The sequence below is a fragment of the Streptomyces sp. NPDC017993 genome (assembly GCF_044328065.1).
Lineage (GTDB): Bacteria > Actinomycetota > Actinomycetes > Streptomycetales > Streptomycetaceae > Streptomyces.
The window spans coordinates 326,352-340,195 of sequence record NZ_JBIRGO010000005.1 but is presented as its reverse complement, the minus strand read 5'-3'; the positions used below and the strand labels follow the sequence as shown (position 1 = coordinate 340,195).

At 71.3% G+C, this 13,844-nt stretch carries 12 protein-coding genes; 6 read left to right on the top strand and 6 right to left on the bottom strand.

Annotated elements, in window-relative coordinates:
* Nucleotides 1-36: 36 nt before the first annotated feature.
* From ACH4FH_RS11120 to ACH4FH_RS11105, 4 genes are all read right to left on the bottom strand, one after another.
* Nucleotides 37-1,125: a diguanylate cyclase domain-containing protein gene (locus ACH4FH_RS11120; RefSeq protein ID WP_398555647.1), complete on the bottom strand. Its 1,089-nt coding sequence runs from the start codon at nt 1,123-1,125 to the stop codon at nt 37-39.
* Nucleotides 1,126-1,425: 300 nt separating this feature from the next.
* Nucleotides 1,426-2,214 carry an enoyl-CoA hydratase/isomerase family protein gene (locus tag ACH4FH_RS11115; protein ID WP_398555488.1) on the bottom strand — a complete coding sequence of 263 codons (789 nt, stop codon included), beginning with the start codon at nt 2,212-2,214 and terminating at the stop codon, nt 1,426-1,428.
* Nucleotides 2,215-2,296: 82 nt separating this feature from the next.
* A complete protein-coding gene (locus ACH4FH_RS11110) occupies nt 2,297-3,478 on the bottom strand; it encodes an adenylate/guanylate cyclase domain-containing protein (protein ID WP_398555487.1) in 1,182 nt (393 codons plus the stop codon).
* 586 nt (nt 3,479-4,064) lie between these two features.
* The gene (locus ACH4FH_RS11105) at nt 4,065-4,997 is read right to left on the bottom strand and encodes a biotin--[acetyl-CoA-carboxylase] ligase (protein WP_398555486.1); all 933 of its coding nucleotides are present in this window, start codon (nt 4,995-4,997) and stop codon (nt 4,065-4,067) included.
* Nucleotides 4,998-5,128: 131 nt separating this feature from the next.
* Here ACH4FH_RS11105 and ACH4FH_RS11100 point away from each other — a divergent pair, with 131 nt between their 5' ends.
* The 5 genes from ACH4FH_RS11100 to ACH4FH_RS11080 all read left to right on the top strand — a co-directional run bounded on the left by ACH4FH_RS11100 (nt 5,129) and on the right by ACH4FH_RS11080 (nt 9,591).
* Nucleotides 5,129-6,718, top strand: coding sequence for an acyl-CoA carboxylase subunit beta (locus tag ACH4FH_RS11100; protein WP_398555485.1), 1,590 nt, complete (start codon nt 5,129-5,131; stop codon nt 6,716-6,718).
* A 33-nt stretch (nt 6,719-6,751) separates the two neighbouring features.
* Nucleotides 6,752-6,958 carry an acyl-CoA carboxylase subunit epsilon gene (locus tag ACH4FH_RS11095; RefSeq protein ID WP_398555484.1) on the top strand — a complete coding sequence of 69 codons (207 nt, stop codon included), beginning with the start codon at nt 6,752-6,754 and terminating at the stop codon, nt 6,956-6,958.
* A 150-nt stretch (nt 6,959-7,108) separates the two neighbouring features.
* Nucleotides 7,109-7,237: a morphogenic membrane protein MmpB gene (gene mmpB, locus ACH4FH_RS11090; protein ID WP_398555483.1), complete on the top strand. Its 129-nt coding sequence runs from the start codon at nt 7,109-7,111 to the stop codon at nt 7,235-7,237.
* Nucleotides 7,238-7,438: 201 nt separating this feature from the next.
* The gene (locus ACH4FH_RS11085; RefSeq protein ID WP_398555482.1) at nt 7,439-8,923 is read left to right on the top strand and encodes a peptidoglycan D,D-transpeptidase FtsI family protein; all 1,485 of its coding nucleotides are present in this window, start codon (nt 7,439-7,441) and stop codon (nt 8,921-8,923) included.
* Nucleotides 8,924-8,979: 56 nt separating this feature from the next.
* Complete coding sequence (locus tag ACH4FH_RS11080; protein WP_398555481.1) at nt 8,980-9,591, top strand: nucleoside triphosphate pyrophosphatase; 612 nt, start codon at nt 8,980-8,982, stop codon at nt 9,589-9,591.
* Nucleotides 9,592-9,757: 166 nt separating this feature from the next.
* On the opposite strand, the gene ACH4FH_RS11075 is transcribed toward ACH4FH_RS11080, so the two are convergent.
* Complete coding sequence (locus ACH4FH_RS11075) at nt 9,758-10,234, bottom strand: hypothetical protein (protein WP_398555646.1); 477 nt, start codon at nt 10,232-10,234, stop codon at nt 9,758-9,760.
* Nucleotides 10,235-10,703: 469 nt separating this feature from the next.
* Here ACH4FH_RS11075 and ACH4FH_RS11070 point away from each other — a divergent pair, with 469 nt between their 5' ends.
* Nucleotides 10,704-12,473, top strand: coding sequence for an acetyl/propionyl/methylcrotonyl-CoA carboxylase subunit alpha (locus tag ACH4FH_RS11070; RefSeq protein ID WP_398555480.1), 1,770 nt, complete (start codon nt 10,704-10,706; stop codon nt 12,471-12,473).
* A gap of 78 nt (nt 12,474-12,551) precedes the next feature.
* Here ACH4FH_RS11070 and ACH4FH_RS11065 read toward each other — a convergent pair whose 3' ends face one another.
* Complete coding sequence (locus tag ACH4FH_RS11065; protein ID WP_398555479.1) at nt 12,552-13,736, bottom strand: alpha/beta hydrolase; 1,185 nt, start codon at nt 13,734-13,736, stop codon at nt 12,552-12,554.
* Nucleotides 13,737-13,844 lie beyond the last annotated feature (108 nt).

Below are 13,844 nucleotides of genomic sequence, written 5' to 3'. Positions count from 1 at the left end.
CAAACACCCCACGAACAACCCATCCCATCGGGCACCTCACCTCCGAAATCGTCGGCGCTCCGTACCCTGGCGCCGCTCCGGGGTGTCCGCCAGCCGTACGACCGGGTCGTCCTCGCCGCCGTGCCGCCCGGCGATCACCGGTTCGCCCGACCGCGCCGCCTTGGCCCGGTACTGCGCGGCGTCCGCCAGCCGGAAGAGCCGGCGTGCGCTGCGCACCGGGCCGATCGGATCGCCGGTCGAGGCGACGCCCACCGCGACCCCTTCGCCGAGATCCAACTCCCCTGCGCGTTCGCACAGTTCACCGGCCACCTTGACCACCTCGTCGGACGGCGGACCGACCGCGAGCAGGCAGAACTCATCGCCGCCGAGCCGCGCCGCGAGCATTCCGGGGAGCATCGCCCCGCACAGCGAGAGCACCGAGCCGAAACGTTCCAGCAGACGGTCCCCGACCGCGTGGCCCCGCGAGTCGTTCACCCGCTTCAGCCCGTTGAGGTCGCACACCACCAGGCTGACCACCGCACCGTCCCTGCGGTGCAGCTCCAGCGCCTCGTCCAGCCGCATATCGACGGCGCGCCGATTGGCGAGGCCGGTCAGCGCGTCGGTGAAGGCGAGCCTGCGCGCCTCCGCGAGCCGTTCCGTCTGCGCGATGCCGGCGGCCGTCACCGCGGCCAGCACGGTGGCGAAATCGGCGTCCGCCCGGTTGAAGACCGTCTCCCCGTCGGGCCGCGCCACATACAGCTCGCCCCAGGCCCGGCCGTGCAGCACGATCGGCGCGACCACACAGCACCCGCGGCCGCGGCGGCGCAGCGCGGCCACCCGCTGGTGGTTGTGGAAGTCGTCGTCGCACGGCCCGTTCGCGGTCTCCACCCAGGCGTTGGGCTCGCCGCCACCGGCCCACCGCTCGTGCAGAAAATTGACGATCTCCGGGAACTCGTGCACCGGATACGACTCGTTGTCCGGGAACTCCCGCTCGTCATCGGCGAGTTCGCCGACATTGACCAGCACCCGCAGCTTGCCCCGCTCGCGCTCCCACTTCGAGATCGCCGCGAAGGAGCCCCCCAGGGCCAGTCGCACCCCCTGGGCCGCGGCGTGCGCCGATTCGCGGGGAGTATGCGCGGCCGCCATCGCCTGCGCCAGCTCCACCACGGCCCGCAGCCTCGTATCGCCCGCACCCTCGCCCGCCACCGGACCCTCACATTCCGTCACCGTGAGCACACCCTGCACTACAGCGTAGGAATGTTTAACCCGATTCGCCCCTTTCGGTGCGCACTACACCTCTGCGTCATCCTTGAGGCCCGCCCCACCCTCACTCCGCGTCACCGTCACCGGCCCGCGCCGCGCGCGCTCCCTCGGCCCGTACGGCAGCGACCGGGCACCCGGCACGGGCAACCGGCCGCAACCGCCGAAGGGGCCATCCGGCCCTGCCTACTCCCCCGGCCAGTCCGGGTCCCGCTTCTCGTTGAACGCCGCGACGCCCTCCGCCCGGTCCCCGGAGAAGGCCACACTGCGCCAGGCGCCGTCCTCCAGGTCCAGCCCCGCACGCAGATCCAGCCCGTGCCCGAGCCGCATGGCACGCTTCGCCGCCCGCAGGCCGACCGGCGAATTGCGGGCGATCCGGGCCGCCAGCGCCAGCGCCTCCGTACGGTCCTGGCCGTCCGCCACCACCTCGTCGACCAGCCCCAGCTCCCCGGCCTCCGCCGCCGGCACCCGCCGCGCGGTGAAGACCAATTCGGCCGCCCGCGCCGCGCCCACCCGGCGCGGCAGCAGCTGCGTGCCCCCACCCCCGGGAATGACGCCCACCGACACCTCCGGCAGGCCGACCACGGCCGTACCGTCCGCGACGATCAGATCGCAGGCCAGCGCCAGCTCGAAGCCACCGCCCAGCGCGAAGCCGTGCACCGCCGCGATGGTCGGCATCGGCAGCTCCAGAACTCCGGTATACGCGGCGCGGGTGTGCGGACGCTGACGCATCAGGTCCGCATCCGTGAAGGAGTTCCGCTCCTTGAGGTCGGCGCCCACACAGAACGCCCGCTCATGGGTGGAGCTGAGCACCACCGCCCGTACGGACCCGTCCGCGGCCAGCTCGGCACACGCCTGCGCCAGGCTGTCGGCCATCGCCGTCGAGACCGCGTTCATCGCCTTCGGACGGTCCATGACGAGTTCCGCCACGAAGCCGTGCCGGTCCACGCCGACGAATTCACCGAACCGTTGCATACAGCCCTCCCGGTTAACGACCGTTGACCTGACTGACCGGGATCATGTCAGGTCGCGGCCCGGCAGGACCAGGACGGGTCGTTCAGCCCCTTCGGCTGAGCAGCCACGGCTCGATGACACCGAGGCCACGCACGGGGCGCTGCCACATCGGCTGCAACGCGAAGCGGTACGACGGCGGTGGGCTGCCCGTGCCCTCCCGCGCGGCCTTCTCCGCGGCCGCGGCCTCCGCCTCGGACACCGGCGCATCGCCCGTACGCCCCAGCTCCTCCGCGAACGCCTCGTCCACCAGCACCGTGTCCTTCGGCGCTATCGACGTGAGCCGGCTGGCGAGGTTCACGGTCGTGCCGAAGACATCGCCCATCCGCGTCGTGACCGTGCCGAAGGCGATGCCGACCCGCAGCTCGGGCATCGTCTCGTCGTTCGCCATCGTCTCGATCAGCCGCAGCCCGATCTCGGCGGCCAGACCCGCGTCATCGGCGGCGTAGAGGACCTCGTCGCCGAGGGTCTTGATGAGCCGGCCGCCGTGCGCCGCCACCAGGTCGGAGCAGGTGGTCTCGAACGCCTCCACCAGCTCGCCCAGTTCCTCCTCCTCCAGCCGGCGGGTCAGGCGGGTGAAGCCCACGAGGTCCGCGAAGCCGACGGCCAGCCGCCGGTCGACCATCTCCTCGTCGTCCTGGGCCCGCACGACCCGGCCGGTGGCCGCGGCGAGCTGCCGCCGCCAGACGTAGACGAGGAACTCCTCCAGCTCCGGGAGCAGCAGCTCGACCAGGGGATAGGTGATTTCCGTACGCGTCAGCCCGGAGTCCTGCGGCTCGGTGAGCCCCTCCAGGAAGGAGTCGATCTGCCAGTCGGCGAGACGGGCCGTGGTCTGGCCGGTGGAGCGCGCGACCTGAACGGCCATCGCCTCGCTCAGCAGCCCCGCCTCGACGAGACCGGCCAGTCGCCGCAGCGCCAGCACATCGGCCTCGGTGAGCGCCTTGACCTGGCCGATATCGGCGAAGCCCATGGCGCGCCAGAAGCGGGCCGCGAGATCCATCGAGACACCGGCGCTACGGGCCGCCTGGAAGGGCGTGTAGCGGCGGTCGGCTCCGAGGATGAGCTGTTCGAGGCGGACGGCGATGTTGTTCTCGTCGTTGTCGACGTGCTCCTCGGCCCCTGTGGGGTCGCCGGTGGTGGGGCCGACGCCTGCGGCACCGTCACCGGCACCGGCAGCGTCGTCGTTATCCGTATCGCGCGGGGTGGCGCCCGAGTCGTCGGCGTTCACCGGCCGCTCCCTGTCCGATCCCTGCGCACTGCCCTTCCGATCACTGCTCGCCCGAGGCCCGCTCCCTGGCGAACCGCCTCAACGATACGGCAGGTGTGCTCTGGCTCACTCTCACATGTCCGCTCTGACCACGGAAGGGGTCTTGACGCGTCGGCGCGCCGGACCCAAGGCGGCGGGGCTACGACGTGCCACCCACCGCGGCCACGAAAGTCCGTGAGACGGGTGCGGCCGTTCGGTGCGAATGCCCGCCGGACGGGGGCGGGGCCCGGGGGCGGGGCCCGGGGTCGGGGTCGGGGTCATGGACGCCTGCCCTGCGCGGCGGGGCTCTGAGGCAGTCTTCCGTCCGGCGCGGTGCCACCGGGTGGCAGACGGCCACGAAGGTCGGAGGGGACGTACCGGGGACTCCCCGCAGGGACCGGAGCGAGACGCGGGGTGCTCAATCCACGTAGCTCCGCGCCCGGCCCGTGGGGGTACCTCCCGGCCGAAGGCCGGGGGAGAGAGGCCCCGGTGCGGCCCCTCCGGCCCCCCGAGGCGGACAACCGCCCCCGCACGGCCCATACGACTCAGCAGAGGGAATCCGACGCCCTCAGCTCGACGAGGCGTCCCCGCCGTCCCCCGCCGGACGCAGATGCACGATGTCGCCCGCTCCGACCGGCTGCTGGACGCCGTCGCCGGTGGCCAGGACCAGCCGGCCGTCGCCGTCGATGGCCACGGCCTCGCCGACGATCGCGGTGTCGCCGGGGAGTTCGGCGCGTACGGTGCGGCCCAGCGTGGCGCAGCCCGCCGCGTACGCCTCCTGCAGGCGGCTGGCCACGGGGTCGCCGTCCGCCGCCTGCCACTCGCCGTACCAGTGGGCGAACGACCGCAGGACGGCCCGCAGCAGCGTGTCCCGATCGGTGTTGTGCGCCCCGGCGAGCGCCAGGGAACCCGCGGTGGGCACCGGCAGCTCCCGCTCGTGCAGCGAGACGTTGAGGCCGATGCCGACGACCACGCCCTCAGCCGCCCGTTCGGCGAGGATGCCACCGGCCTTGCGCTCGGCGCCGTCGACGGTCACGAGCAGGTCGTTGGGCCATTTGAGTGCCGTGTCGACCCCGGCCTCGCGGGAGAGCGCGGCGGCGGTGGCGACGCCGGTGAGCAGCGGCAGCCAGCCCCAGCGCTCCTGCGGCACACGCGGGGTGAGGTAGACCGAGAAGAAGAGCCCGGAGCGGGGCGGTGCCGACCAGCGGCGATCCAGCCGCCCGCGGCCCGCCGTCTGTTCCTCGGCGACGAGTACCGCCCCCTCGGCCACGCCCTCGGCGGCTCGTAGCGCGAGGTCGGTGTTGGTCGAGCCGGTGGTGGTGACGATGTCGAGGCCGGTCCACAGCGTCTCGGGACGCAGGAGGGCCCGGCGCAGCGCCGTGGCGTTCAGCGGCGGACGCTCCAGGTCGGTCCAGCGCCCGGCGTCGGCATCTCCGGAACCGCGCTCCCCGGCCGAGGGGCGGCCATCTTTGTCCCGGTTTTCCGGTGGTTGAGGCGTCATGGGACCAGCCTAGGTGTGGTCAACGACGCAGTGCCTCAGAGCAGTCCCGCCGATACGCTACGAGGCGGTAGCCAACCCCGTATCACTCTCCGTACGAGCACCAGTCCAGGACGAGCAGGAGCCGCATCCCGATGTCCGAGCCGGAAGCAAACATCCACACCACCGCGGGCAAATTGGCGGATCTGCAGCGGCGGATCGATGAAGCCACCCATGCCGGTTCCGCCCGTGCGGTGGAAAAGCAGCATGCAAAGGGGAAGCTGACGGCGCGTGAGCGCATCGATCTGCTTCTGGACGAGGGCTCGTTCGTCGAGCTGGACGAGTTCGCCCGGCATCGCTCGACGAACTTCGGTCTTGAGCAGAACCGCCCGTACGGCGACGGCGTGGTCACCGGCTACGGCACCGTCGACGGTCGCCCCGTGGCGGTGTTCTCCCAGGACTTCACGGTCTTCGGCGGCGCGCTCGGCGGCGTCTTCGGCGAGAAGATCGTCAAGGTGATGGACTTCGCCCTGAAGAACGGCTGCCCGGTCGTCGGCATCAACGACTCCGGTGGCGCGCGCATCCAGGAGGGCGTCGTCTCGCTGGGCATGTACGGCGAGATCTTCCGCCGCAACACCCACGCCTCGGGCGTGATTCCGCAGATCTCGCTGATCGTCGGCCCGTGCGCGGGTGGCGCGGTCTACTCCCCGGCGATCACGGACTTCACGATCATGGTCGACCAGACCTCGCACATGTTCATCACCGGCCCGGACGTCATCAAGACGGTCACCGGCGAGGACGTGGGCTTCGAGGAGCTGGGCGGCGCCCGGACGCACAACAGCACCTCGGGCGTGGCGCACCACATGGCGGGTGACGAGAAGGACGCCGTCGACTACATCAAGGCGCTGCTGTCCTACCTGCCCTCGAACAATCTCTCCGAGCCGCCGTCCTTCCCCGAGGAGGCGGACCTGGAGACCTCGGACTACGACCGCGAGCTGGACGTTCTGATCCCGGACTCCGCGAACCAGCCGTACGACATGCTGAGCGCCATCGAGCATGTGCTGGACGACGGCGAGTTCCTGGAGACCCAGTCGCTGTACGCGCCGAACATGATCACCGGCTACGGCCGCGTCGAGGGCCACTCGGTGGGCATCGTCGCCAATCAGCCGATGCAGTTCGCCGGCATCCTGGACATCAAGGCGAGCGAGAAGGCCGCGCGATTCGTGCGGACCTGCGACGCGTACAACATCCCCGTCCTGACCTTCGTGGACGTGCCCGGCTTCCTGCCCGGCACCGACCAGGAGTGGGACGGCATCATCCGGCGCGGCGCGAAGCTGATCTACGCGTACGCCGAGGCGACCGTCCCGCTGATCACGATCATCACCCGCAAGGCCTTCGGTGGCGCGTACGACGTCATGGGCTCCAAGCACCTGGGCGCGGACCTCAACCTCGCCTGGCCGACCGCGCAGATCGCGGTGATGGGCGCGCAGGGCGCGGTCAACATCCTCTACCGCCGCACGCTCGCCGAGATCGAGGACCCGGCGGAGCAGGACAGCAGGCGCCAGGAGCTGATCCAGGAGTACGAGGACGCGCTGCTGAACCCGTACGTCGCGGCCGAGCGCGGCTACGTGGACTCGGTGATCATGCCGTCCGAGACCCGCCGGCACGTCGTCCGGGGGCTGCGCACCCTGCGCAACAAGCGTGAGTCGCTGCCGCCGAAGAAGCACGGCAACATCCCGCTCTGATCCGGCAGCATCCAGCCGAGGAGGCCGATTCCGATGTTCAAGGTCGTACGGGGCAACCCGACCCCTGAGGAGCTGGCCGCCGCACTCGCGGTGGTCCAGGCCCGCGCGGCGGCCGCCGCTGCCGTCGCGCCGGGCACCGCCGCGGGCAACGAGTGGTCCGATCCGGCGTCGGCGATTCCGGCCCGCCGGCTGCCGCACCCGGGTCCGCACGCGTGGCGCACGAGTTATTGGCCGCGCTGAGCCCGACGCGGTGACTGCCGGGCGTCGCGGCCGGTGGTCACCGCGCCCGGGACAGATCGGTGCACAGTGCACTGACTAGTTCTTTTGCGTCGTGACGCCTGAGTACGCGTACTCAGGCGTCACTGCCGTAACGGGCGCAGGATCGACGTCATGCTGTGGTCAGATCCGCCCGATGAGCCACCCGAGGAGCTGCGCGAGGCGCAGGCGAAGCTCCGACGGATGGGCATCGTGCTGGCCGTGGCCGCGGTGGTGCTGATGGTCCTGCTCGCGGGGAGATGACCCCGCAACCCCGTGGCGGGGTGCCTCCCGGCACGCGCCGGAGGCCGCCGGTGGTTCCCCCTCACGGCGAGGTGACCCTCACAGCGCACACGCGCAACCATCCCCACAGGAAACTCATCTTTCACTCCCGAAGAGAGCAATTCGGGCAGGCGTCGGCGCGGGCAGACCGCCCACGGTGCCCGTGCCGGGAGTGGGAGAGCGATGAACAGGCCGCTGAGGCACATAGCCGTCTTCTGCGGGCTGCTGGTGCTCGCTCTGCTGGTGCGGGCGACATGGGTGCAGTTCGTCCAGGGCGACGCACTCGCCAACGACGCGAACAACCGCCGGGTCAAGATGGAGGCGTACTCCTACCCCCGCGGCAACATCATCGTCGGCGGCAAGCCGATCACGGGGTCCGTGGCGACCCCGGGCGACTTCCGGTACAAGCGGACGTTCAAGAACGGTCCGATGTACGCCCCGATCACCGGATACGCCTCCCAGGCACAGGGCCCGAGCCTCCTGGAGGGGGTCTACGAGAAGGTCCTCAACGGCAAGGACGACCGGCTCTTCTTCCACCGCGCCCAGGACATCCTCACCGGCGAGAAACCGCGCGGCGGCGATGTGATCACGACCATCGACGAGAAGGCCCAGAAGGCCGCCTACAAGGGGCTGACCGACCTGCACGCCAAGGGCGCGGTGGTCGCCCTCGACCCCCGCAGCGGCAAGATCCTCGCGATGGCCGGCACACCGTCCTACGACCCGTCCGACTTCGCGGGCATCTCCGAGGCGGAGGGCAAGCGGTTCCTGAAGCTCGACGCGGACAAAAGCAAGCCGATGAGCAACCGGGCGCTGCGTGAGGTCTATCCACCCGGCTCGACGTTCAAGATCCTCACGGCGGCCGCGGCCCTGGAGCACGGCGCGGTCAGCGACATCAACGCCTCCTCCGGAGCCCCCGCCCCGTACACCCTTCCGCAGACCCGCACCCAGGTCGGCAACGACATCAGCTCCGCCCCCTGCGACAAGGCGTCCATGAAGACCGGTATGCAGTGGTCGTGCAACAACGTCTTCCTGGACGCCGCCCACAAGCTGGGCACGGCCAAGATGCGTCGGACGGCGGAGAAGTTCGGCTTCAACAAGGAGCAGTTCACCCCGGTCCGGTCGGCCGCGAGCGGCTACCCCGCCAAGCTCGACCAGCCGCAGACCGCGCTCACCGGCATGGGCCAGGGCAGCCTGACCAGCACGCCTCTGCAGATGGCAATGGTCACGGCCGGCCTCGCCAACGACGGCAAGCTGATGAAGCCATACATGGTCGAGGAACTGCGCGGTCCTGACCTGTCCACCCTGGAGAAGTTCGAGCCCACGCCGCTGAATCCGAAGGACCCGCAGGCAGTCTCCGAGAGCACCGCGAAGAAGGTGCAGGAGATGATGGAGTACACCGTTTCGGACGGCACCGCCTCCAAGGCCAAGATCGACGGAGTCACCGTCGGCGGCAAGACCGGCACCGCGCAGCACGGTGCGGACGTCGGGGACGAACGCCCCTACGCCTGGTTCGTCTCCTACGCCAAGCAGAGCGACGGCAGTTCCCCCGTCGCGGTCGCCGTCTTCGTCGACCCCGAGGACATGGACATCCCCCGCTCGGAGATCGCCGGCGGCAAGCTGGGCGGCCCGATCGCCAAGTCGGTCATGGAGGCCGTGCTCGGCCGATAGCGTCCGGCGGACGCCACACGCTGTGCGCCGCGCACGGCCTCCGTACGATGGCGGGCATGACCGAAGAGCCCCGCCCCCGCCGTCTCGTACTCGCCTCCCAGTCCCCCGCGCGCCTGGCGCTGTTGCGTCAGGCAGGACTGGCGCCGGAGGTCGTCGTCAGCGGCGTCGACGAGGACGCGATCACCGCCGGGACGCCCGGCGAACTGGCCCGTGTGCTGGCCGAGGCGAAGGCGGCCGCCGTCGCGGCCCGCCCGGAGTCCGGCGGAGCGCTCGTCGTCGGCTGTGACTCGGTGCTGGAGCTGGACGGCCGGGCACTCGGCAAGCCGGCCGACGCCGAGGACGCCACGGCGCGCTGGAAGTCCATGCGCGGCCGCTCCGGCGTGCTGCAGACCGGCCACTGCGTCATCGACACCGCGGCCGGCCGCCAGGTCTCGGCCACCGCCTCCACAACGGTCCGCTTCGGCGAGCCCACGGACGCCGAGATCGCCGCGTACGTCGAGAGCGGCGAACCGCTCTTCGTCGCGGGCGCCTTCACCCTCGACGGCCGCTCGGCGCCCTTCATCGACGGCATCGACGGAGACCCCGGCAACGTCATCGGCCTGTCCCTGCCGCTCCTGCGCCGCCTGCTCGCCGACCTGGACGTGGCGATCACCGATCTGTGGACCTGAGCGACCGCGGTGGCCGCGTGACGCGCGGGCCGTCACGCACTTCTTCGACGCCGGCAAGCCCGTCGCACAGCGCCACAACGAAGGTGCGGCGGGCGGCAGGTGAGCAAAACGGCCGCCTCTCCCGCCGCGGGAGCGCCGCCCGCCCCGGCGCGCCGCCGGGCGGAGTTCAGGCCGAGCTCGGGGCGCCAGGCGCGCCGTTCGGGGTGCCGTCGCCGGTCGCCGGCCGGGTGCCGTCGTTGTCCGGGGCGTCGTAGCCCAGGAGGGTCAGAACGAGCAGCGCCAGCACGACCATCGCCCCGAGGAACGCGACCCAGCCGACCATGCCGACGGCGAAGGCGCCGACCACGCCGTGCACCACCGCGCAGCTGATCAGCGCGATGCGGGTGAAGCCGCCGGGGGCGCGGTCACGCACCGCGGTGCGCACCAGGACGACGGCGCAGAACAGCAGATAGAGCCCGAAGAGGCCGCCGGCCACCCATGCACCCGTGGACATCGCGCGGGGATGCAGGCCCGCCATCGACATCTGCTGTCTGTCCACGACGATGCTGAGGATCCAGTTGAGCAGCACGATCCCGACCGCCTCCAGGACCAGAACCACCGCTGCTGCCAGAGCCACCGGTCTGCGTGCCGTCACCCCGCCCACCCACTTCCGCCGTTTGCCGAACGCTCCGCGCCCCACGGGGCGCCTGTTACCGAGAAGTACAGAAGACATCGCGCACGCTAACGGCGCGCCCCCCTGCTCGTGAAGGGCCCGGGGACGGGTAATCGTCGGACGAGGGGTCGACGCGGTGCGGGCCACGCCTGCTCGCCATGACGGCGTCGGGCGGAGACGCACGCAAAGTTTCCTTCGCCCATTCGTAGGGATTCCACAAAGAATTGACGATTCGCTGAACAACCGGGGCCAGAGACCTAGGCCACACCCAGGAAGGTCCCCGAGGCCGGGAATCCGGGCCTACCCTGGGGTTTCAGGGGGCTTCAGTCCCTCACTGGCGCCCTCTGCACGCTCCGTGTGGGCAAGGTCACCCCTGGGAACGGGTCGGCACGCGGTGTCGTCAGTCCCTAAACTCGCGTCGTTAAATTTGTTGCGGCGAAGCGCCAAGGAAGGATCCATCGTGCGCAAGGTGCTCATCGCGAACCGTGGCGAAATCGCTGTTCGCGTTGCCCGTGCATGCCGGGACGCCGGGATCGGGAGCGTAGCCGTCTACGCCGACCCTGACCGGGACGCCCTGCACGTCCGCGCGGCAGACGAGGCATACGCCCTGGGCGGTGACACACCTGCCACCAGCTACCTGGACATCGCCAAAGTTCTCGCGGCCGCAGCCGATTCGGGCGCGGACGCCATCCACCCGGGCTACGGCTTTCTCTCCGAGAACGCCGAGTTCGCGCAGGCCGTCCTCGACGCGGGCCTGACCTGGATCGGCCCGCCGCCGCAGGCCATCCGTGACCTCGGTGACAAGGTCGCCGCACGGCACATCGCCCAGCGTGCCGGCGCTCCGCTGGTAGCCGGCACCCCCGACCCGGTCTCCGGTTCGGACGAGGTCGTCGCCTTCGCCGAGGAGCACGGCCTGCCGATCGCGATCAAGGCGGCGTTCGGTGGTGGCGGTCGTGGTCTGAAGGTCGCCCGCACCCTCGAAGAGGTGCCGGAGCTGTACGACTCCGCGGTCCGCGAGGCGGTCGCCGCGTTCGGCCGCGGCGAGTGCTTCGTCGAGCGCTACCTCGACCGCCCCCGGCACGTCGAGACCCAGTGCCTGGCCGACCAGCACGGCAACGTCGTCGTCGTCTCCACGCGTGACTGCTCGCTGCAGCGCCGCCACCAGAAGCTGGTGGAGGAGGCCCCCGCGCCGTTCCTGTCGGACGAGCAGAACGCCGAGCTGTACCGCGCCTCCAAGGCGATCCTCAAGGAAGCCGGCTACGTCGGCGCCGGCACCGTCGAATTCCTCGTCGGCCAGGACGGCACCATCTCCTTCCTCGAGGTCAACACCCGCCTCCAGGTCGAACACCCCGTCACCGAAGAGGTCACCGGCGTCGACCTGGTCCGCGAGATGTTCCGCGTCGCCGACGGCGAGGAACTCGGCTACGACGACCCGGCCGTGCGCGGCCACTCCTTCGAGTTCCGCATCAACGGCGAGGACCCGGGCCGCAACTTCCTGCCCGCCCCCGGCACGGTCACCCGCTTCGACGGCCCTGCGGGCCCCGGTGTCCGTCTGGACGCGGGCGTGGAGTCCGGCAGCGTCATCGGCCCCGCCTGGGACTCGCTGCTGGCCAAGCTGATCGTCACGGGCGCCACCCGCGAGCAGGCGCTGCAGCGCGCTGCCCGTGCGCTGGACGAGTTCACCGTCGAGGGCATGGCCACCGCCATCCCGTTCCACCGCACGGTGGTCAAGGACCCGGCGTTCGCCCCGGAACTGACCGGCTCCGCCGACCCGTTCACGGTCCACACCCGCTGGATCGAGACCGAGTTCAAGAACGACATCCCGGCCTTCGCCGCGCCCGGCGCGGACGAGGGCGAGTCCGACTCCCGCGAGACGGTCGTCGTCGAGGTCGGCGGCAAGCGCCTGGAGGTCTCGCTGCCGTCGTCGCTCGGCATGCCGCTGGCCCGTGCCGCGGTCGCCGGTGGCGCCAAGCCCAAGCGCAAGGCCACCAAGAAGTCCGGCAGCGCCGCCTCCGGTGACGCGCTGGCCTCGCCGATGCAGGGCACCATCGTCAAGATCGCCGTCGAGGAGGGCCAGCAGGTCGCCGAGGGCGAACTGGTCGTGGTCCTGGAGGCGATGAAGATGGAGCAGCCGCTGAACGCCCACCGCTCCGGCACGATCAAGGGGCTGACCGCCGAGGTCGGCGCCGCGCTCACGTCCGGCGCCGTGATCTGCGAGATCAAGGACTGACGCGGTAGCACGCACGAAAAGCGCCCGGCGGCTCGACCGCCGGGCGCTTTTTTCTGCCCCCCCGCCCTGAGCGCCTGCCTACGAGGCGCCGACCACGTCCTCGGGGAAGGTCAGGGAGGAGCTCATCCAGCGGAGCGCGGCGGGCAGTTCGCGCCGCCAGGTGGCGAAGTTGTGGCTGCCGTGGTCGAGCACGAGGGCGTCCGCCCGCATCGGCGGCCGGACCGCGTCCAGGAACTCCCGCGCCGCAGGATGATTCCGCTCCCCCGTGCGGCTGGTGCCCACCAGCACGTTCACCTGCGGCACGGGCAGATGCGCCAGCCGCCAGAGCAGGTCGTGCTCCTGGCGCCGGCGGACGCGGTCCTTGCCGTCCCCGAAGAGGTTGCCTGTGGTGGGGTCGTTGGCGACCCGGAAGTCGGGCGAGAGGGCGGCCGCCGAGGTGTACGTCCGCGGGTGCCGCATCACCAGTTGCAGGGCGCAGCTGCCGCCCGAGGAGTAGCCCAGGACGCCCCAGCCGCCCGGGTCGTGCCCGACGCGGTAGTGCGAGCGCAGCGCGTCCGGCACCTCGCGCGTGAAGAACGTCTCGGCCTGCGGGCCGTCCGGGACATCGACGCACTGGGTGTCGCGCGGCGGCGCGATGGTGGGCCGCAGCATGACGATGACGGTGGGCTGCATCCGGCCGGCCCGGATCAGCGCGGCGGCCGTCTGCGGCACCCGCAGGTGCTGTGCCAGCAGGAACGTCCCGCCCGGGTAGCCGCTGAGGGCGACGATGACGGGGAACCGCTGCCGGGCGTACTGCGGCTGGAAGTACTGCGGCGGCAGGTAGACGTAAGCGGGGTTCACGACCCGGCTCCGTCTGCCGACGATCCGGACGGTCTCCACCTTGCCTGCCAGCTCAGGTGGCCCCTTCGGCAGCCCGTGGACCGTGTCCAGGCCCTCGGGCCCCGAGGGCTGTACGAGACCCTTCGTCGGGTCGCCCGCGGGTGCCGCGGCCCCCGCGTCCGCCCACTTGCCGACGGCGGCCGGGGCGTCGTCGTAGCGGCCGAGGAGTTCGTGCCAGGAGGTGTAGAACTGGAAGTTGGCGTTCACCGCCAGGCCGAGGGTGGCGAGGACGGTCAGCTGGGTCCCGGCGAGCATGCCGAGCCGCCCCAGCAGCGCCCGCGGCCCGCGCCCGGCGAACCGCGGCCACAGCCACAGGGTGAGCAGCACACCGACCACGGCGGCCGCGGCCATGACGTACAGCAGCGAGCGGCTGGTCAGTCCCATGACATGTCCTCGGATTCCCGCGACGTGTTCCCCGGCGGGGTCCGCACGCCGTGCCCGGCGCCTCCCTGGTGTTACCGGGAGACCTGATCGCCAGGTTTGATGGCGGGC

What these genes read in the sequence shown, in the direction of transcription:
- ACH4FH_RS11120 (WP_398555647.1), bottom strand. Translation starts at nt 1,125, where the DNA reads ATGGCGGCCGCGCATACTCCCCGCGAATCGGCGCACGCCGCGGCCCAG.
- ACH4FH_RS11115 (WP_398555488.1), bottom strand. Translation starts at nt 2,214, where the DNA reads ATGCAACGGTTCGGTGAATTCGTCGGCGTGGACCGGCACGGCTTCGTG.
- ACH4FH_RS11105 (WP_398555486.1), bottom strand. Translation starts at nt 4,997, where the DNA reads ATGACGCCTCAACCACCGGAAAACCGGGACAAAGATGGCCGCCCCTCG.
- ACH4FH_RS11100 (WP_398555485.1), top strand. Translation starts at nt 5,129, where the DNA reads ATGTCCGAGCCGGAAGCAAACATCCACACCACCGCGGGCAAATTGGCG.
- ACH4FH_RS11095 (WP_398555484.1), top strand. Translation starts at nt 6,752, where the DNA reads ATGTTCAAGGTCGTACGGGGCAACCCGACCCCTGAGGAGCTGGCCGCC.
- mmpB (WP_398555483.1), top strand. Translation starts at nt 7,109, where the DNA reads ATGCTGTGGTCAGATCCGCCCGATGAGCCACCCGAGGAGCTGCGCGAG.
- ACH4FH_RS11085 (WP_398555482.1), top strand. Translation starts at nt 7,439, where the DNA reads ATGAACAGGCCGCTGAGGCACATAGCCGTCTTCTGCGGGCTGCTGGTG.
- ACH4FH_RS11080 (WP_398555481.1), top strand. Translation starts at nt 8,980, where the DNA reads ATGACCGAAGAGCCCCGCCCCCGCCGTCTCGTACTCGCCTCCCAGTCC.
- ACH4FH_RS11065 (WP_398555479.1), bottom strand. Translation starts at nt 13,736, where the DNA reads ATGGGACTGACCAGCCGCTCGCTGCTGTACGTCATGGCCGCGGCCGCC.